Raw genomic sequence first — 16,908 nt, 5'->3', positions numbered from 1 at the left:
TAGAAGCATCCTATGCTGCAATGCAGCACGAGCGTTCCGTCAGTCGCGTCGGGTAAGGGCGGCGATCTCGGCTTCTTCCGCAGGGCTCAGCTTGGTCTCGTGTTCCGCACGCCGACGGGACAGACGCCAGAGGCCGAAAACCCCGAGGCCGAGGGCCATCAGGGGCGTCAGCCAAAGCAGCAACGTGTGCAGGGCAAGGACCGGGCGCAGCAGGACATACTCGCCATAGCGGCCGACGACGTAATCCTGCACCTGCCTGTCATTGTCGCCCGCCTTGAGCCGCTCGCGCACGATCAACCGCAGGTCGCGCGCCAGGGGCGCATCGGAATCGTCGATGGACTGGTTCTGGCAGACGAGGCAGCGCAGGCCCGAGGAGATATCTCGCGCCCGCGCTTCGAGCTTCGCGTCCGGCAGGACTTCGTCCGGCTGGACGGCCAGGGTGGTGCCCGTCGAGCCGGCGAGAAGCGCCAGGGCGACGAGCAGGCGGGGAAGACGAGCCGCGCTCATTCGGCGGGGGCCATGGTGCCGGGCATGGTCTTGGCCTTCTCCTTGGCCCGTGCGGGCGCTCCCACCCGCATCCTGCGGTCGGTGAGGGACACCGCCCCGCCCAGCGCCATGACGACGGAACCGAGCCAGATCAACAGCACCAGGGGCTTGTAGTAGAGCCGCAGGCCGATGGCCCCGCCGGGGACCATCTCGCCGAGGCTGGCATAGACCTGACTGACCCCGACGGTGAGCAACCCGGATTCCGTCACGTTCATCTTGCGGCTGGGATAGAAGCGCTTGCCCGTCTCAACCGTGCCGATGAAGTCACCGGCCGTGTTGCGGATGGTCAGGAAGGCCGTCGTCTCCTCGTAATTCTCGCCCGTGCGCGGGCCAACCCGGTCGAGGGTCGCCACGTAGGGGCCGGAGGTGAGAGACTCGCCCGGCTTCACCGTGCTCAGGGCCTCCGTGGCCCAACCCTGCGCCGCGATGCCCAGAACCACGATTCCGACGCCCGCATGGGCCAGCGCGGTCCCCCAGGCCGAGCGCGGCAGGCCGATGGCCCGTCGCATGACGGCGCTGACCGTCCGTGCCCGGCTGTTCCCGTAGCCGCGGGCCCGCGACACGATCTCCATGGCCGAGCCGACGACCAGATAGGCACCGAGGCCGATGCCGATGGGCGCCATCATCGGGCCGCCCCAGGTCCAGGCGAGCACGGCGAGGCCGACGGCGAGGGCGACACCCATGGCGGCGAACAGGCGCTGCGAGGCTGCGTGCACGTCGCCGCGCTTCCAGGCCAGGGTCTGGCCGAAGGGGACGATGAGGAGGAGCGGAATCGCCAGGGGGATGAAGGTGTAGTTGAAGAAGGGCGGCCCCACCGAGATCTTCTCGGAGGTCAGGGATTCGAGCAGCAGCGGGTAGAGCGTGCCGACGAAGACGGTGGCGCAGGCGGCGGCGAGGAACAGGTTGTTCATCACCAGGGCGCCCTCGCGCGAGATCGGCGCGAACAGGCCGCCCTGCCGCAGCATCGGCGCGCGCCAGGCGAAGAGGCTGAGCGAGCCGCCGATGAACAGGATCAGGATGGCGAGGATGAAGACGCCGCGCGTCGGGTCGGTGGCGAAGGAATGCACCGAGGTGAGGACGCCCGAGCGGACGATGAAGGTGCCGAGCAGCGACAGCGAGAAGGTGAGGATGGCGAGCAGCACCGTCCAGACCTTGAGCGCATCGCGCTTCTCCATCACCACGGTGGAATGGAGCAGCGCCGTGCCCGCGAGCCAGGGCATCAGCGAGGCGTTCTCCACCGGATCCCAGAACCACCAGCCGCCCCAGCCGAGTTCGTAATAGGCCCAGTACGAGCCCATCGCGATACCCAGGGTCAGGAAGCTCCAGGCGATCAGCGTCCAGGGACGCACGGCGCGGGCCCAGACCGCGTCGATGCGGCCGTCGATCAGCGCCGCGATGGCGAAGGCGAAGGTGATCGAGAAGCCGACATAGCCGACGTAGAGAAGGGGCGGATGGATCGCGAGGCCGAAATCCTGCAGCAGCGGATTGAGGTCGTTGCCCTCGATCGGCGCCGGGCTCACCCGCATGAACGGGTTCGAGGTCGTGATGATGAACAGCACGAAGACGAAGGTGACGAGACCCTGGACCGCCAGGGTGTTGGCACGGAGCACCGGCGGAACCGAGTTCCGGGACACCGCGACCAGGGCGCCGAACAGGGCCAGGATGAGGACCCAGAGCAGCATCGAGCCCTCATGGTTCCCCCACACGCCCGAGAGCTTGTAGAGGAAGGGCTTGGCCGTGTGCGAATTCTCGATCACGTTCTGGACCGAGAAGTCCGACGTGGCATGCGCGTAGGTGAGCGCCCCGAACGAGAACAGGATGCAGGCGAAGGTGCCGAGCGCAGCCGGAGTGGCGACGGCGCGCAGGGCCGCATCCCCCGAGCGGGCGGCCCAGACCGGCATCACCGCCTGGACCAGGGAAAGCGCCAGCGCCAATGCCAGCGCGAAATGTCCGACTTCGATCAGCACGTCGGATTGTCCTTCCTCAGGGTCATACCGGTCATCGTTCGCTGCGTCGTCCGAGCGTCGGCTCGCCGTCGGCGGTCTTCACGCCCTCGGCGGCTTTCCCGGCGGGGGCTCCCTTGGAGCCGCCCTCCTGCCACCGTCCCTGCGCCTTGAGCGCATCGGCGACCTCGCGGGGCATGTAGGATTCGTCGTGCTTGGCCAGCACGGTGTCGGCGCGGAAGATGCCGCCCGGCTCGAGCCGCCCTTCGGCGACGATCCCCTGGCCCTCGCGGAACAGGTCGGGAAGCAATCCGCGATACTGCACCTGGACCGTCGCGTTGGTGTCGGTCACGGCGAAATCGATGTTCTGGTCCGGGCCGCGCTGGAGCGAGCCTTCCTTGACCAGTCCGCCGAGGCGGAAGCGGGTGCCCGGCGCCACGCCCTGCGCGGTCACCTCGGTGGGTGACCGGAAGAACACGATCGACCCGCTCATGGCGGACAGGATCAGGCCGAGGGCCAGCGCGAGCACGGCACCGCAGGCGGCGATCAGGATCAGGCGGCGGCTCTTGCGAGTCACAAGTTTCGTCCCGTTTCTGTTCCGGCGCCTCGTGAACGGGCGCTCGGTCGGCGCGGAAGGGCAGATCCGGCTGTCCTGTCGTCTGGCCAGTGGTCCGGTATAATTTAGGTTTCTGGCGTAACTCGGGTTTCGGCCCCATGACAGTCCGGGTCAAGGCCCGCGGCCGGGGCGGATTGTCAGGGGGCGTCCTTCGTCGCAGCCCGGATCACGGCTTGTCGTTGCCTCCGCGCAGGCCGAGTTCCTGGGCCAGGATGTCGAGCTTTTCCATCGCGCGGGCATCTGGGCTGAGGGCCATGCGACCGCGATCGAGGGCATGGCTCGCCTGCTGGCGTTCACCCAATACGCTGTACGAACGCACGAGACGCAGCCAATCATCCACCGTGCCGCCCTTCGAGGCGAGCCGCCGGTCGAGGCCGGCGACCATGCCGCGGATGGCGGCGTCCCGCTCGGGCGCCGGCATCGCCTTTACGGCAGCCACGGCGGCATCCGTCCCGGCGCGCTCTGCCGCATCGGCGGCGGTCACTGGCGGAGCCGCCGGTGCCGAGGCGAGGCCGAACTCGCGTGCGAGTTCATCGAGCTTGGTCCCGGCCCCAGCTTCGCTGCCGACCGCGTTCCGCGCCCGGTCGAGGGCCGCCTTCATCTTTTCGCGGTCTCCCAGCACGCCGTAGGACCGGACGAGGCGGACCCACTCGTCGGCGGTGCCTCCCTTCTCGGTCAGGCGCCGGTCGAGCCCGTCGACCATGCCCCGGATCGCCGCGTCGCGATTGGCTGCGGGCATCGCCTGCAGGTCCGCCGCAGCGCTGGAATCGGGAGCCTTGGCCGATGGGCCGGGCTTGGCGGTCGCGGCCGGCGCCTCGCCGTTCAGGCGGGTGAGCGTCTCGCGCACCAGGGGCAGCCAGGGCGCATCGGCCGGGGCGCTCTCCATCAGGGTGGTCAGCTGGCGGACCGCGCCGGGGATGTCGCCCTCGAGTTCGGCGGCGCGTGCCAGGTAGAAACGCGGCTTGGCGGCGCCGGCATCGAGGCTCGCCGCGCGTTCGAAGATTTCCTTCGCCCGGGGCGTCACGGTCCCGTTGGCGCCGGCGACGAGGGCCTCGCCCCAATCGGAGAGGCGCTGCGGCGACTCGCCGAGCAGGCGGGTCGCGGCCTCATAGGCATGGGCCGCATCGTCGAACCGTCCGAGGCGGACATAGACCGGGGCGAGTACCGACCAGCCGCGGCCGTCGCTCGGATCGCTGGCGAGCCGCGCCTCGATCTGCCCGATGGCCTTGAGCATGTCCTGCCCGCCGGACTGCACCGCCTGCCGGTCGGAGGCCGTCTGGGACGGCATGTGCGGTGAGCCGTAGAGCCCGTAGGCGATGAGCGCCACGAGCGGGATCGTCGACAGTGCGAAGGCCGAGGCCGCGCGGCGCTGGCGCAGGGCGGGCTCGGCCATCCCATCGGAAACGGCTTCGGGGTTCTCCCGGCTGGCACGAAGGAGGCGGCGGGCCGCCTCGGTGCGGGCCGCGTCGGCCTCGGCGGGCGCGATCAACCCGCGCGTCAGGTCGCGCTCGATCTCGCGGAGCTGGTCCTCATAGAACGCGGTTTCGGTGGACAGCGCTCCGGCCGGAGGCGGGGGAGCGGCCTCCGCCCGCCGTGCCTTGGACCATAGCGACATCGGCCAGAGCAATGCCAGCACGGTGCCCCCCGTCATCACCGCCAAAATGAACCAGATCGCCGTCATCGCACCCCAAACTCGCAGCATCGCATGTAAGCGCCGGACGAGCCTGAACGCAGGGACCGGTTCGGCGACACGGTGTCACGTGAACCTGTGCCGTGTCGGAAGTCGCCGACCCGAGGGGCACGCCCGTCTGAAACACCATTCGGGGCGTTTCGCATAGTCCGGCGCTCATCCGGCGCTGGCATTCGGTGCGTCTCCGGGCACCTCGATCACGGCCCGGACGCCGCCGAGCTGGGCTTCTTCCAGGCGGAAACGGCCACGATAGAGGGCCGCCAGATCGGCCACGATGGAGAGGCCGAGGCCCGAGCCGGGTTTGGTCTCGTCGAGCCTCTGTCCACGGCCCAGCACCGCCGCGCGGTCTTCCGGCTGCAGGCCCGGCCCGTCATCCTCGATGGAGACGAGAAGGTGGGGATAATGGTGCTCGCTCACCGTTTCCGCCCGGATCGAGACGCGGCTGCGCGCCCATTTCGAGGCGTTGTCGACGAGATTGCCGATCATCTCCTCGAAATCCTGCCGCTCGCCGCGAAAGCGCAGACCCGGCGGGACATGGACCTCGTAGGCGATGTCCTTGTCGCGGTAGATCTTGCCGAAGGTGCGCACCAGCCCTGCGAGCGCCGGCTCCACCTCGGTGGAGGTGCCGAGGGTGCCGGCCAAAGCCGCCGCCCGCGCCCGGTCGAGATGGTAGTTCACCTGGTCGCGCATCACAGCCGCCTGCTCGCGGATCTTCGCGGCGAGGTCGTCCGACGCGTCGCTGGCGCCGACCTCGTTGACGATGATCGACAGCGGCGTCTTCAGGGCGTGGGCGAGGTTGCCCACCTGCGTGCGCGCCCGCTCCAGGATCTCGCGGTTGGTCTCGATCAGGAGGTTCACCTCGCCGGCGAGGGGGGCGATGTCACGCGGATACTCGCCGCCGATCCGGTCGGCCTCGCCCCGGCGGATCGCGCCGAGGGCCGTGCGGAGCTTGGCCAGGGGCGCCAGGCCGAAGCGGATCTGCAGCAGCGTCGTCAGCGCCAGGAACAGGCCGAGCAGGCCGAACGTCACCATCAGCGAGAAGCGGAAGCGGCCGACATCGTTCTCGATCTCGTCGGCGGGGCCGGCGACGCGCACGGTGTAGCGTCCCTCCTCGCCGAGATCGACGTCGCGCTCGATGATGCGTAGCGGCCGGTCGTCCTGGGCCTTGCCGTAGCCCTGGCGGATCTGGCCGATCCCGGCATTGTTGTCCGGCGTGCCGGCCGGCTTCAGCGGCACGCCGACGAGGGAGCGCGAGGTGCGCAGGTCGCGCGGGCGCGCATCCGGCCGCCCCACCTGCCAGTACCAGCCCGAGAGGGGCAGGTCGAAACGCGGGTCGCTCAGGTTGAAGGAGCGGCTCTCGGGATCGTTGGGGGAGACGAGATCGGTGGCGAGGTTGTTGGCATAGACGAGGAGCCGGCTGTCGAAGGAGCGCTCGGTGTTCTCGCGGTAGAGCGTGGTGAGGATCCAGGCCGCGATCAGCAGGATCGCCGAACTCGCGATCAGAGCCGAGCCCGCCAGGCGCACGGCGATGGAGCGCCGCCGGAACGGCAGCCAGGAGGGAAAGGCGATCACACTCGTCTCGTCGTCATGATGGGGCGGCGGTCTCGCTCTGGTTGAAAGACGTGTCGTACCGTCTGTACCATCATCCGAATGGAGATGCGGCGATGGCCTTCGACATCGATGATCCCGAGACCGAACTGCTTGTGAGAACCCTGGCGGAGCGCTGGGGCGTTTCGTCCGACGAGGCGATCAGGCGTGCGGTTGCCCGCGAGTTACAAGAGACGTCACCGCAAGAGACGTCACGGATCCAGGGTCGGACCGTCGCCGAACTCGCCGATAGCGGAGAGGGCGTCGTGCGGCCCGGCGGATTGGACCGGCCGCGATGAGGCCGTTGGTGCCGAAGCAGGGTTGCCCGGCCGCTCGAACAGGCGGTTGTCCCACCAGCATGGCTGATGAAGCCCCACCGTAATCCTGCCGAAATCCGGATGGTCCGGGTTGATGAGGATATTGGTGCTCACGCGCGCCACGACGCTCGGGACGAACAGAAGCAGCGACCGGCGAGAGCGGTGCCAAGTTTCGCCGAAGGTCCGCGACGCGTTGCAATCGGGATGATCCCATCCCGGCACCGCAGGTTGGGACAGCACCTCGTAGGAGAGACCGGCCGATAGGAGGATCTCGACGTAGTGCTGGTTGGGTGGAAGCCGTCCGCTGCCGTGGACGAGCTTTTCGAGCATGGATGTGGAGTAGTCGGCCGACGCATAGATCATCGGGCTTGCCGGTGTGTTCCATCGGCCGGGGAAAAGGCGTGACCCCGTCGGATCGAAGATTGCGTACTCGCCGTCGGGATCCCCGATTCGATAGGCCTTCTGTGCCTGCGCGAGCGTCTGACCGCTCACGCAGCGGAGCCATATTTGAGCCGGCCGAGGACGGCCTCCACGCGTGGTCCGCCGAACTCGGATTCCAGCGCGACTTCGAGGGGTGGCCGGTTCTCGAGGAGAGGATGAGGGCGGTGAAGGAAGTCCCGCGCGGCGTCATCCGATTTCCAGACATCACGGGCCATCGCCCAGACCTTCGCCAGGCGCACCACCTTCGCACTCTCATGCGGGGTCAGCCTCGCCTTCGCCTCGGCGCGGCGGCGGTTGAGCGTAGCGCGTGCCACGAAGTTGAAGGCGAATGTCCGATCGTCGGGAGCGACAGCGGAGGCGAGCCGATCGACGGAAGCCACCGGCAACCCCGCCGTGACCTGCGCGATGACATTCGCGTCCGTGCTTTCGCCGGACCTCGGTCCCTCGAATCCCAGAACGTCGGCGACGGCTACTCCGCTGGGCATGTCGTAGCTCGCCATGTCTTGCTCCCATCTCAATTGAGCCGATTATGGGGCTCAGATGAGACGGGGGCAAGATCCGCCGAAGTTCTACCCCCTACACCCGCGGCGCGGGCTGGTTCGGGTCGACGAGGTAGCCGAGGCCGCGCACGGTCTGGATCAGGTCCACCGCGAGCTTCTTGCGGAGGCGGCCGACGAAGACCTCGATCGTGTTGGAATCCCTGTCGAAATCCTGGTCGTAGAGGTGCTCCGTCAACTCGGCGCGGGAAACCACGCGGCCGGTATGGTGCATCAGGTAGGCGAGCAGGCGGTATTCGTGGCTCGTGAGCTTGATCGGGTTGCCGTCGACATAGACGCGGCCCGAGCGGGTATCGAGCACGACGGGCCCGCAGGAGATCTGGCTCGTGGCGTGGCCGGTGGCGCGGCGCAGGAGCGCGCGTACGCGCGCCATCAGCTCCTCCATGTGGAAGGGCTTGGTCACGTAATCGTCGGCCCCGGCATCGAACCCGTCGACCTTGTCCGACCAGCGGTCGCGGGCGGTGAGGATGATGACCGGCGTCTTGATGCCGGCGCGGCGCCATTTCTGCAGCACGGTGACGCCGTCCGCCTTTGGCAGGCCCATGTCGAGGATGATCGCGTCGTAGGGTTCGCTCTCGCCGAGATAGGCGCCCTCTTCGCCGTCGAAGGCCTTGTCGGCGACGTAGCCGGCCTCCTCGAGCGCGCTGACCACTTGCCGGTTGATGTCCCGGTCATCCTCGACGACGAGCAGACGCACTGCGATTCACTCCCAAGATGAGGCGGCGGTGAAGCCCCCGTCGCGGAGAACGATAGGCGCCCCCGCCTTTATTTGCCGATAACCCGTCCGGTGGTGGCATCCACCAACACGTGGACGAACTGTCCGTCCCGGCGCAAGGCCGTCAGGAGATAGGCGAGGCCCTCCCCGTGCCGGCAGAGCCGGGCGCGCTGGATCTCGGCCCGGGAGATCACCGTCCGGGCGGCGCGGATCGCGGCCACCGGCTCGATCACCCGCTTGTCCGCCACCGCCTCGCGCAGGTCCGCCGGGCTGAGACAGCTCTCGCTCGGCGGGACCACGTGCATCGGCGCCGAGACCTCGGCCGTACCGGGCGTCATCGTCTCTTCCGCCAGCGTGCGAATCGGCCCCGTCGCGAAAGCCGCGACGGTCAGGCCGATGAACAGCAGGGCGAGGAGGATGCGCATGGGATGAGTCAATGGTCTTCGGGCACTGAATGCGCCCTGAATGCGGGTTCGGCCGGGCCCCGATCCCGAACGATCGGATCGTGGCGCGGCGAGATGAGAGCGGGCAAGCCGATCGTGCCCCCTCCGGTTCCCGAAACGGGCGGTCACGAGGGGCCTTCACCGTGGAGAACCGGAGGTTGCAGGCTCGCCCGCAAGGCGATGCCGAGGAGGCGGTGACAATCGACGTGCTCAAGGGCGGCCCTGCGCAGGTCGGTCATCGAGAGCTCGAATCCGGTCTCCGCCGCCCGGAGGCGACCGGAGGCGGCGCGCAGGCGCGGGGAGGGCGGGAAGAAGCGGGCGAGACGGTTCATCGGGGTGAGCTCCCATCCATGGGTAAAGGGGAACGGGCAAAGAAGCACGAGGCGCGATGAGCGCCGCGCGGAAGGAAAGCCTGGGCGTCATCGGCCCTCGTGGCGGGTTTCCGAGAGGCGGCGCAGGATTTCGTCGAACTTCTCCCGCGCCCGCTCGTCGCCGCGATCGACACCGCGCGAGATCTCGCCGGCCAGCCGGGACAGGTCTTCGAGCACGCGCGTGCGGCTCTCGATGGCCAGAGCCACGGCCGAGTTCGCCTGCGAGGCCCGTTCCAGAGCCGTCGCCGTGGCGCCGGCTTCGCCGATCCGGGCTTCCTGCGCCCGGCCCACCTCCCGGTAGAGATGCAGGCAGGCGAAGCCGAGAAGGGCGGCGACGATCCAGCCCGCGCCCTCCTCCGAGAACAGCAGGCGGGCGGCTTCGAGCGCGATCCTGTCCATGGGAACCTCCCCTCCGCTGCCCCGAAAGGGCTCACCCATCTGCTCGACGGCTGTTCGCTCTTTCCAAGCAGGTCCGCGACCTAAGGCGCGCCGGGTGCCCTCTCCTTCCAGGCAGGGCGACCGCATATGCCGATTTGCCTGTCAGAAACCCGCTGGCACCACCCCGTCATCCCGGGTCCGCGCAGCGGAGCCCGGGATCCAGAAACACAAATGGTGCCGGACTTTACACTGTCGGCGGCTCTGGATTGCACGCCTCTAGCGCGGCCCTCCGGGTCCGGGCTCGCCTGTGGCGACCCGGAATGACGGCGTGGTATCATGTGCGATCGCCCTGCCTTCCAGGAGAGGGCTCGCCAGCGCAGCCCGCGAGATGTGCGGATGTCGCAGCCCTCGGTCCACGGAACGCAGCTCAGGCCGGGGACACCGCGCCCTGTCCCGCCCGCAGGGCGTCGAGGGCGGGGGGCAGGGTGTTGCCGGTCGTGGCCTCCTCATCGAGGGGCAGGCTGCGGAAGACCTTCTCCGCGAGCCCCTCCGCCCCGCCCGCCGCCGTCACCAGCCAGGCCGGCGCCTGGTCGAGGGCCCGTTGAACCGCGCGTGCGATCACGGCCGAGCCCACCGGCACCGACAAGGTCCGCCCGCGTACGGCGCCGGCCACGGCATTGATCGCGTAATCGCCGACATTGCGTACGAGACGCTCGACCAGGGTGGTCGTGATCAGGACCTGCAACGGGCCGGCGATCCGCGCCAATGCGGCGGTCGCCGCGGTGATCGCCAGGGGCACCAGGAAGGCGGTGACGATCTGGGCAAGGGCGATCGCGGCATCGCCCCAGGGCAGGAAGATGGCGGCTTCCGCCGTCGCCGCCATGCAGGGCGAGGCGGCGCAGGAGGAGAGCAGCACGGCAAGGCCGCCGAGGACGAGGAACGAGGGTTTCATGACGATCTCCGGGATGCGGCGGGGGAGCGGGCTTTTCGGGATCAGGCCCCCGGGCCGAACAGGGCCCGGAGGGACGCCGTGAACCGAGCCCAGGCACTGGCGGGCGCGACGCTCCGCTGCGGCGGCGCGGTCCGAATCGAAGGCGTGCGGGGGAGGGGGCGGCGCTCGGAGCCGACGGCCGGGCCCGTCACGAGTCCCGGCCCTGCTTCGGGTTGCTCCCGCGCCGGGCTCGCGGGCAGTGCGGTCGTCTCGGCCGGGCGCGGGATGACGGCGGGATCGGTGGAGCGGGCGCGCGGCAGGGAGGCCGCGTAGGGCGTACGGAACTGGTCGTATTCGGCCCTCCGGCGCGGGATCAGGGAGGCGGGCCGGTTCCACATCAGGATCGCCTCGGCGGCCCCCGCGCGGTCCCCGGCCTTCAGGCGGCGCACGACGGTCGAGCGCCGGAACGCGCCTTCGCCGATGTTGAAGCAGAGGGAGACAAGGGCATCGAAAGAATGGTCGGGCAGATCGCTTGGCACCACCGCCGCGACGGTCCGCACGAAGCGGCCGACATCGCGGGCGAAGACGGCGTCGCATTCCGCCGCCGTCAGACGCAGGCCCTGGGTCACCGCGGGCGGCCCCGCCGCGCTGGTATGGCCGATTTCGATGGTCCAGATGCCGACGGAATCGCGGTAGGCGTCGAGGCGCCGGCCTTCGCGGGCGACGAGCACGGCACTGCCGATGGCGCTGAGGTCCATGGTTCACTCCGGGTCTGGAACGGGGGAGAGGCGTCGTCCGGCGACGCGCGATCCGGGAGGGCACCGCCTCCCGGGCGGTTCAGGGCACGGAGAGGCCCCAGAACGTCGTGTCGGCGGCGAGGATGCCGCCCTCGGCGCCGGTGAACTGCGCGAACACCTCCACGGTGTCGCCCGCCGCCAGGGCGAGGGTCGCCGTAAGGGCGAGGGTCGAGACGCCGTCGACCAGGCCGGTCACGCCCGCCCGGTGGCGCGGGGACGCCGCGCCGTTGCGGTAGAGCCGGGCCTGGAGCGCGGTGGGCGCGGCGTTGCCGCTTTTGCGGAAGGCGAGGCCCGCGCCGAACGTGTAGGTGCCGGCCTCGGGGGCGACGAACCGGTTCGTCGCGGGCACGAACGCGCCCTGGTCGTTCACCTCGGCGGTGTTGAACGCCACCTTCGCCCAGGCGCCCGCCGGAATCGTCATGTCGGCGGCCATGGCGGCTGCGAACCGGGGCAGGTCGGTGAGGCGGGACCAGCGCGTCCCGTCATAGACCTTGAACGCGGTGGCGGTGCCGTCGAACAGGATCTGCCCGGGTGCGAGCCCTGCGCTCGGCGTGCCGGTGCGGGGGATGAGTTCGAGGGCGCCGTTGCCCCTGAACTTGACCACGGACCGGCGTGACCTCGTGCCGATGTCCGTCGTCTGGAAATCGACGAACGTGCCCTGCGCCGTGGCGGTGAAATCCTCTTCGGCGACACCGTTGAAGGTGACCATGTTGCCGGAGAACCCGCCCGCCGCATGGTAGCCACGGCCGAAGAAACCGAAGAACCGGTCTCCCGCGAGGATGCCCGTCGGGGCGGCCGGGGTGCCGCGGGCGATGCGCGTCGTGATGTTCACCACCGGCGCGCCCGGGCTGTAGCATTCGAGCTGGATCAGGGCGGCACTCGACGAGCCCGAGACGGAGACCGGAGCACCCGGCACCGGGCCGCCCGGCGACGCGGCCGAGCCGAAACCGACGAAGCCGTTATTCGCCTGGGCCCGCCAGGCATGGGCCCAGTTCGTCCCATCCGCCGAGACTTTCACGGACAGGCCATCGTCGGCGATCAGGCCGATCTCGGCGCGCGCCGAGAATCCGGTCTGGAGCAGCAGCGACAGGACGTTGGCCGTGGCCGCCTTGTTCAGGGCGAAGCGCAGGTCGCCGGTGCCGCCCTCCGCCGTGCCGCGCGCTGTCCACAGGGCCTTGTTGAGCTTGGCCGCGAACGGGTTCTCCGCATCCGCCTCGGTGCCGAGGCCGAGCAGGGCGAGGCTCTGCAGGGCCGAGATCGTGCGGGAGAGGGCGATCCAGGCGGCGCCGTCGAAACGGTAGAACGCGTCCTCGTCGGCCAGATAGGCGAGCCACCCGGCCCTCGGCGCGAGGCCGTTCCAGACGCCGTCATGGAAATGGACGATGTGGCCGGAGAGGCCGGTCCAGGCGCCGGTGGGCGCAGCGTCGGCGACGAGGTAGCGGTCGCCCTCGGCGGGCGAGGAGGGCGGGGATGTCAGGTCCTTGTCGAGGCAGGCGAGCTGCACGAGGGTATCGAGGGCTGCCAGGGCCTCGTTATGGGTCACGTGCTTTCCCGCCTGCCCCGCCGCGATCAGCGGCAGGGCGAGGTTGGCCGTCATCTGCGACATGGTGGAGCTCCGGATCGGTGGGCGCTCAGGCGGAGCGCACGGGCAGGATGGCGCGGCGGCCGGGGCCGGGGCCGGTGAGGGCGCCGATCTGGGCGACGCTCACGTCGAGGCGGGTCTGCGTCGCGCCGAAATCGGCGCTCTCGTCGGAGCCGAGGTAGAGGAGCACCGGCTCGGTCGTCCGGGCGGTCCGCAGGGTCGATCCGTCCGGCGCGTGGATCGCGACCTCGTAGGTCTCGCCCGCCTCGTCATGCGGGATCTCCACCGGCTCCCAGCCATCCGCGTCCCGCCGCGCCCGGCGGATCCAGGCGAGCCGGATCCCGTCCGCTTCGCGGCGCGCGGTCAGGTGCACCGGCGCGAGGGGGCGGAGCGGCAGCAGGCCGGCGCTCGCCTGCAGCTCCACGTAGCTCGGATCGCCGGGGTCGCGGCCGGCGGGACCGATCCGGTAGCGGAAGGGCCGGCCGGCCTCGTCGAGCCGTTCCACCAGGGGGACGACCGCCCCGTCGTCGAGGCGCACGACGAGGCAGCCGGCCGGATTCGCGCGCCGGCTGAGATCCTCGCTCCCCATCAGGCCGCGCAGCAGGCGGCTGAGGCGGTAGGTGCCGGGACCGATCAGCTCGGCGCCGGCCGCCGCGATGATCTCGACCCCGCCATCGCTGCCCACCAGGGCGAACAGGTTCCCGCCCGCCAGAACGTCGCTCTCCGCGATGGAGGAGAGGGCGCCGGCATGGCGCAGGCGCAGATCGAGCCGGGTCCCCCGGTCGAAGCGCCAGAGCGGTCCCGGCGGCAGCGGGGTCAGCGTCTCGCCGAGGCAGGCGGGGTAATCGACGATGCGGTGCAGGCCGAGCGGCCCGTCCGTGCCGGCGGAGCGCCAGACGGCCATCTCACCGGGCCAGGGATCGGCCGAGACGGCGAGATATTGGAGGATGGTCGGGCTGCCCCTGTCCACCGGCAGGTCGAGCACGCGGGCGAAGGGGCGCCCGGCCATGGATGGCGGCGGCCTGTGGGATTTCCCGTCGGGGCTGCGATAGGCGTCGCGGCGGAACCCCTGGGCCGGGACCGCACGGGTCTCGATCCGCCGCGCGCCGGCGCTGTCGGCGATCCGCACGATCCGGTGGGGGAGCCGGGCGCCGGGCAGGGCCAGGAGGTCGCCCGGCACCAGGTCGATCCGGCGCGGGCTCACCGCGAAACCCGCGCTGTCGCGCCCGGCAATGGCCGTGTCGAGGAGCGCCTCGGCCAGCGCTTCCGCGCTCTCCCGGCGCGTGACGATGGGGGCGTCGGCGTTGCTTTCGCGCCGTCTCAGGCCGGTGGGACGGATCGCCGAGGCGCTGGCTTTCCGGTAATCGGTGCTCTCCCCGTCGCAGAAGCCGAGGGTGAGCGCGCGCGGCAGCTCGGATTCTTCGGCGCGGACGAAGCTGAGCGGCGCCCGGTCCCGCTCCGTCAGCACCAGATCGGCGGCCGCGAGGGCGATCGGGCGCTCGCGGCGCGGGCCGCGAATGTCGAGCCTGCCGCCCACCGCCGAGACGTCGAGCCCGTAGATCCGGGCCAGGGGCTCCAGGGCGCCGCGCGCAGAGATCAGCCGGTCGATGACGTAGCCGTCGAGCCAGGCATCGGCGGTGATCCGGGCCGGCGCGGTGATGCCGAGATCGGCGAGAATCGCGCGGATCAGGCGGTCGAGCTCCAGCCCCTCGATCCGTCCTGTGATCCAATGACCCAGGGACCAGTTCTCCGCATCCGCCCAGACCGTGTCGAAATCCGGGAAGGCCGGGAAGGGCCGCGCATCCCAGCACCAGACGAAGACGGAGCCGGGCGACACCATCGGGCCGCCATAGACGGGCGAGACCGGGTTGTGAGCCGGCTCGAAACCCGGCAGCGCCGCATCGAAGCGGGTCAGGATGGCGGCGAGGCCACGGGCCTGGATCAGGTCGTCGCGACGATTGGCGGAGAAGGGCGGCGCGGCGTTCTCGGAGGATTTCGCGTCCGGGAAGACGTTGGGGCCGTTGGTGCCCCTGTCCACGGCGGGCACGCCGATCTCGGTGAGCCAGATCGGCTTGGATCGGGGAATCCAGGCGGTGGTGCCGGTCTCGACCCCGCCGTCCCGCTCGCGATGCGGGTTCGACCACCAGGAGACGAGGTCCTTGGCCCGGTAGATCCAGGGCTTGGCCGCCGCGCCATCGGTGATCGGCGTGCGCCGTTGCGCGCGCCGGTCGGCGTCGTCGGCATAGTACCAGTCGAACGCCTCGCCGGCCCCGAGGCGGCGCTGGAGATAGGCCGTGTCGTAGAGGCTGTCGGTCTCGGCGAGGTCGGCATGGTCCTCGCCGTCGCGCCAGTCGCTGATCGGTGGGTAATAGTCGATGCCCACCGCCGCGATGGCGGGATCGGCGAAGAGCGCGTCGAGGGGGAATCGGACCGTTGCCCCGCCATCGCGGACATGGGCGCCGTATTCGGTCCAGTCGGCCGCGTAGACCAGGGCCACGCCGGCCCCGAGGCGGGCGCGCACCTCCTGGGCCAGCGCCGTGAACGCCTCCACGGCCGGATAGCGCCCGGCCTCGCCCCGCACGCGGGTGAGGCTCGGAAACTCGCTGCCGATGATGAAGCCGGAGAGCGAAACGCCGTCGGCCGCCCAGCCGGCGGCGAGGTCGGCGTAATGGAGAAGGAAGCGGCGGTATCCGTCCGGGTTCTGGAAGAAGGCCGCGACCTGCGCGGACGCAGCGGCGGTCCCGTCCGGGCTTCCCGGCTGGCCGGGGGCCGGCGCGCAGGTGATACGGCCCCGCCAGGGATAGGGCGGCTGATGGAGCGCGCCCGCGTCGCGCGGATCGGGCAGGCCGTTGCCGGCGGGCACGTCCATCATCACGAACGGGTAGAGCACGACCTCGAGACCGCGGCGGCGCAACTCGGCGACGAGGCGGCCGAGCCCGGCATCGGAGGGCGTGCCGCCATAGGCCGCACCTCCCATGGGCGCGGTCGAGACCGTCTCCACCTCATCGCGGGCCAGCCCGGCGACGCTCCATGTGTCGCCGAGGGTCGCCTTGTCCGGCCGGTCGACCTTGGGCGTCACCGTACATCGGCCCGCGCGCAGGTCGCTGCCGAACCAGCTCGCCACCACCGAGACGCGGGCGAGGCGCGGGCACAGGGCCTGGAGCGCGTCGAGGGAGGCGGTGACGTCGCTCGCCTCCTGGAACTGGAACCGGTTGGCGGCCCGCGTGGTGCCGAAACCCGCATCCTCGGTGACGAGGCGGGGGTCGAGGCCGAACTCCGTCGAGCCGGGGATGAGGCAGACGGCGCGGACCATCCCGGCGAGCCCCTCGACGGGGCGGATCACCTCGAAGGCCAGCTGCGGCACCCGGTTGCCGAACTCGGCGAGCGCCAGACGCTCGAACACCATATAGGCGAGGCCGCGATAGGCCGGGGCTCGTTCCGCGCCGTCCTTGGCGACGATCAACGGATCGAGCGCCTGGTCGGCCCCGCCCCGGTGCAGCCGGTAATTCAGGGTGGTGAGGTCGATCTCGCGGCCATCGGCCCAGACCCGGCGGACATGGGCGATCTCGCCTTCGCACAGCCCCACCGCGAGGTCGGCGAAATACGCATAGGTGGTGGTCACGGTCTTCTGGCCGGCGCCGCCCTTGCCCCCGGACGAGGCACGCTGGACGCTGGTATTGGCCACCTCCAGCGGGCGCGTCGCCCAGATCAGGGTGCCGCCCACCTTGGCGCGGCCATAGACCCGCTTGATCGGCTCGCCCTCCGTGGAGGACAGCCCGGCCACATCGGTCAGGCGCGGGCCTTCGACGAAGCGCGGCCCGGCCCGCGCTCCGAACAGGGCGCTGTCGATCGCACCACCGGCCACGGCGCCGAGCGTGCCGAGCACGGCCCCGCCGATCGGCCCGCCGAGCGCGGTCCCGAGAGCCGCCCCGGCTGTCTGCAGGATGAGCGTGGCCATGCGGGAGGGCTCCGGGAGGGAGGGCTAAAGGATCAG

Annotated in this window: 15 protein-coding genes and 1 pseudogene; 1 reads left to right on the top strand and 15 read right to left on the bottom strand. The window is 70.5% G+C overall.

Annotated features, from left to right (window positions below; translation table 11 throughout):
• Positions 1 to 39 precede the first annotated feature (39 nt).
• The 5 genes from ACYQOP_RS05765 to ACYQOP_RS05745 all read right to left on the bottom strand — a co-directional run bounded on the left by ACYQOP_RS05765 (position 40) and on the right by ACYQOP_RS05745 (position 6,367).
• Positions 40 to 507: a cytochrome c-type biogenesis protein gene (locus ACYQOP_RS05765; protein WP_461221651.1), complete on the bottom strand. Its 468-nt coding sequence runs from the start codon at positions 505 to 507 to the stop codon at positions 40 to 42.
• A complete protein-coding gene (locus ACYQOP_RS05760; protein WP_207410807.1) occupies positions 504 to 2,513 on the bottom strand; it encodes a heme lyase CcmF/NrfE family subunit in 2,010 nt (669 codons plus the stop codon). The genes ACYQOP_RS05765 and ACYQOP_RS05760 overlap by 4 nt, the downstream gene beginning before the upstream one ends.
• A gap of 31 nt (positions 2,514 to 2,544) precedes the next feature.
• Positions 2,545 to 3,066: a cytochrome c maturation protein CcmE gene (ccmE, locus tag ACYQOP_RS05755; RefSeq protein ID WP_311276587.1), complete on the bottom strand. Its 522-nt coding sequence runs from the start codon at positions 3,064 to 3,066 to the stop codon at positions 2,545 to 2,547.
• A 205-nt stretch (positions 3,067 to 3,271) separates the two neighbouring features.
• A complete protein-coding gene (ccmI, locus tag ACYQOP_RS05750; RefSeq protein WP_461221650.1) occupies positions 3,272 to 4,786 on the bottom strand; it encodes a c-type cytochrome biogenesis protein CcmI in 1,515 nt (504 codons plus the stop codon).
• Between the two features lie 165 nt (positions 4,787 to 4,951).
• The gene (locus tag ACYQOP_RS05745; RefSeq protein ID WP_207410809.1) at positions 4,952 to 6,367 is read right to left on the bottom strand and encodes a sensor histidine kinase; all 1,416 of its coding nucleotides are present in this window, start codon (positions 6,365 to 6,367) and stop codon (positions 4,952 to 4,954) included.
• Between the two features lie 92 nt (positions 6,368 to 6,459).
• Here ACYQOP_RS05745 and ACYQOP_RS05740 point away from each other — a divergent pair, with 92 nt between their 5' ends.
• Positions 6,460 to 6,681: a type II toxin-antitoxin system VapB family antitoxin gene (locus ACYQOP_RS05740; RefSeq protein WP_207410810.1), complete on the top strand. Its 222-nt coding sequence runs from the start codon at positions 6,460 to 6,462 to the stop codon at positions 6,679 to 6,681.
• A 36-nt stretch (positions 6,682 to 6,717) separates the two neighbouring features.
• On the opposite strand, the pseudogene ACYQOP_RS05735 reads toward ACYQOP_RS05740, so the two are convergent.
• From ACYQOP_RS05735 to ACYQOP_RS05690, 10 genes and pseudogenes are all read right to left on the bottom strand, one after another.
• A pseudogene (locus tag ACYQOP_RS05735) lies at positions 6,718 to 7,191 on the bottom strand (RES family NAD+ phosphorylase); the annotation flags it as partial.
• Positions 7,188 to 7,640, bottom strand: coding sequence for an antitoxin Xre/MbcA/ParS toxin-binding domain-containing protein (locus ACYQOP_RS05730; protein ID WP_207410812.1), 453 nt, complete (start codon positions 7,638 to 7,640; stop codon positions 7,188 to 7,190). The gene ACYQOP_RS05730 and the pseudogene ACYQOP_RS05735, both read right to left, overlap by 4 nt.
• A gap of 76 nt (positions 7,641 to 7,716) precedes the next feature.
• Positions 7,717 to 8,394, bottom strand: coding sequence for a response regulator transcription factor (locus tag ACYQOP_RS05725; RefSeq protein ID WP_056143225.1), 678 nt, complete (start codon positions 8,392 to 8,394; stop codon positions 7,717 to 7,719).
• Positions 8,395 to 8,462: 68 nt separating this feature from the next.
• Positions 8,463 to 8,837, bottom strand: a complete 375-nt coding sequence (locus ACYQOP_RS05720) for a PepSY domain-containing protein (RefSeq protein ID WP_056426845.1) — start codon at positions 8,835 to 8,837, stop codon at positions 8,463 to 8,465.
• Between the two features lie 143 nt (positions 8,838 to 8,980).
• Positions 8,981 to 9,187, bottom strand: a complete 207-nt coding sequence (locus ACYQOP_RS05715; RefSeq protein WP_461221648.1) for a hypothetical protein — start codon at positions 9,185 to 9,187, stop codon at positions 8,981 to 8,983.
• Between the two features lie 87 nt (positions 9,188 to 9,274).
• A complete protein-coding gene (locus ACYQOP_RS05710) occupies positions 9,275 to 9,625 on the bottom strand; it encodes a hypothetical protein (protein WP_056426839.1) in 351 nt (116 codons plus the stop codon).
• Between the two features lie 406 nt (positions 9,626 to 10,031).
• Complete coding sequence (locus ACYQOP_RS05705) at positions 10,032 to 10,556, bottom strand: hypothetical protein (protein ID WP_461221647.1); 525 nt, start codon at positions 10,554 to 10,556, stop codon at positions 10,032 to 10,034.
• A 41-nt stretch (positions 10,557 to 10,597) separates the two neighbouring features.
• On the bottom strand, positions 10,598 to 11,293 hold the full coding sequence (locus ACYQOP_RS05700) for a lysozyme (protein WP_461221646.1): 696 nt from the start codon (positions 11,291 to 11,293) through the stop codon (positions 10,598 to 10,600).
• A 79-nt stretch (positions 11,294 to 11,372) separates the two neighbouring features.
• Entirely contained in the window at positions 11,373 to 12,938 is a 1,566-nt protein-coding gene (locus tag ACYQOP_RS05695) for a DUF2793 domain-containing protein (protein WP_461221645.1), read from the bottom strand.
• Between the two features lie 25 nt (positions 12,939 to 12,963).
• On the bottom strand, positions 12,964 to 16,872 hold the full coding sequence (locus ACYQOP_RS05690; protein ID WP_461221644.1) for a baseplate multidomain protein megatron: 3,909 nt from the start codon (positions 16,870 to 16,872) through the stop codon (positions 12,964 to 12,966).
• Positions 16,873 to 16,908 lie beyond the last annotated feature (36 nt).

The organism is Methylobacterium sp. CM6247 (genome assembly GCF_054817925.1).
Note: the sequence above shows the minus strand (reverse complement) of the source record. Positions and strands in the feature narration are given on the sequence as shown.

What these genes read in the sequence shown, in the direction of transcription:
- ACYQOP_RS05765 (WP_461221651.1), bottom strand. Translation starts at nt 507, where the DNA reads ATGAGCGCGGCTCGTCTTCCCCGCCTGCTCGTCGCCCTGGCGCTTCTC.
- ccmI (WP_461221650.1), bottom strand. Translation starts at nt 4,786, where the DNA reads ATGACGGCGATCTGGTTCATTTTGGCGGTGATGACGGGGGGCACCGTG.
- ACYQOP_RS05740 (WP_207410810.1), top strand. Translation starts at nt 6,460, where the DNA reads ATGGCCTTCGACATCGATGATCCCGAGACCGAACTGCTTGTGAGAACC.
- ACYQOP_RS05730 (WP_207410812.1), bottom strand. Translation starts at nt 7,640, where the DNA reads ATGGCGAGCTACGACATGCCCAGCGGAGTAGCCGTCGCCGACGTTCTG.
- ACYQOP_RS05720 (WP_056426845.1), bottom strand. Translation starts at nt 8,837, where the DNA reads ATGCGCATCCTCCTCGCCCTGCTGTTCATCGGCCTGACCGTCGCGGCT.
- ACYQOP_RS05715 (WP_461221648.1), bottom strand. Translation starts at nt 9,187, where the DNA reads ATGAACCGTCTCGCCCGCTTCTTCCCGCCCTCCCCGCGCCTGCGCGCC.
- ACYQOP_RS05710 (WP_056426839.1), bottom strand. Translation starts at nt 9,625, where the DNA reads ATGGACAGGATCGCGCTCGAAGCCGCCCGCCTGCTGTTCTCGGAGGAG.
- ACYQOP_RS05705 (WP_461221647.1), bottom strand. Translation starts at nt 10,556, where the DNA reads ATGAAACCCTCGTTCCTCGTCCTCGGCGGCCTTGCCGTGCTGCTCTCC.
- ACYQOP_RS05700 (WP_461221646.1), bottom strand. Translation starts at nt 11,293, where the DNA reads ATGGACCTCAGCGCCATCGGCAGTGCCGTGCTCGTCGCCCGCGAAGGC.
- ACYQOP_RS05695 (WP_461221645.1), bottom strand. Translation starts at nt 12,938, where the DNA reads ATGTCGCAGATGACGGCCAACCTCGCCCTGCCGCTGATCGCGGCGGGG.
- ACYQOP_RS05690 (WP_461221644.1), bottom strand. Translation starts at nt 16,872, where the DNA reads ATGGCCACGCTCATCCTGCAGACAGCCGGGGCGGCTCTCGGGACCGCG.